General features: G+C 50.1%; 1 protein-coding gene. It reads right to left on the minus strand.

The features are described from left to right. Window positions 1-643: IS6 family transposase (locus tag ACR0FG_RS20910; RefSeq protein WP_480895286.1), on the minus strand; the 643-nt coding region annotated here is incomplete at its 3' end. Window positions 644-729 lie beyond the last annotated feature (86 nt).

Raw genomic sequence — 729 nt, forward strand, 5'->3', positions numbered from 1 at the left:
CTCCGGGCGTGATTTGACCTTTGCGGATCATGTGTGCCACTTCGATTCCGTCGAGGGTTGCCGCAGCTGAAGCGAACGCCTTGAATCCTAGCATTGGCCGAATGCGTCTTTTGATGAAACGATGGTCCTGTTCCAAGATGTTATTAAGGTATTTCCGGCTCACCATCTCAATCGGGATCGGGCAGCCAAAGCCTTTCAGCATTTTGTTGACCGCCTTGATACTAGCTGTGTTGGCGCCACTTTTGTCGATGACAATCTTGCGTGGAAGGCCGTTGACCTCCAGCATTCGAGCAAAGAATTTAGTAGCGGCAGGCTTGTTCCGACGGTGTGAAAGCATGAAATCGAGAGTTTTACCGTGTTTGTCGACCGCTCGGTAGAGGTAAACCCATGATCCCTTTACTTTAATATACGTTTCATCCATTCGCCAGGAGCGGTCGCATGCGCCTTTGCGGCGGCGCGCTGTTTCAGCGATTGCGCAAGAGTATCGTGTCACCCAGCGGTTCAGCGTGGTGTGATCGACGGAAACACCTCGCTCTGCCATGATCTCTTCCAGATCGCGGTTGGAAACGCCGTATCGAACGTAGAAGAATAATTCGAATAGGATCACATCTTTCGGATACTGTGCACCTTTGAAGAAAATCATAAGCTGGCTTTCGACTTGATACGACAAACGAGTCATTCGCTCGTTAATTTCGAAAGCGTCAATGGCTGAAAGTTTGCAACGGAACC

It is taken from the genome of Ruegeria sp. E1 (assembly GCF_056534225.1).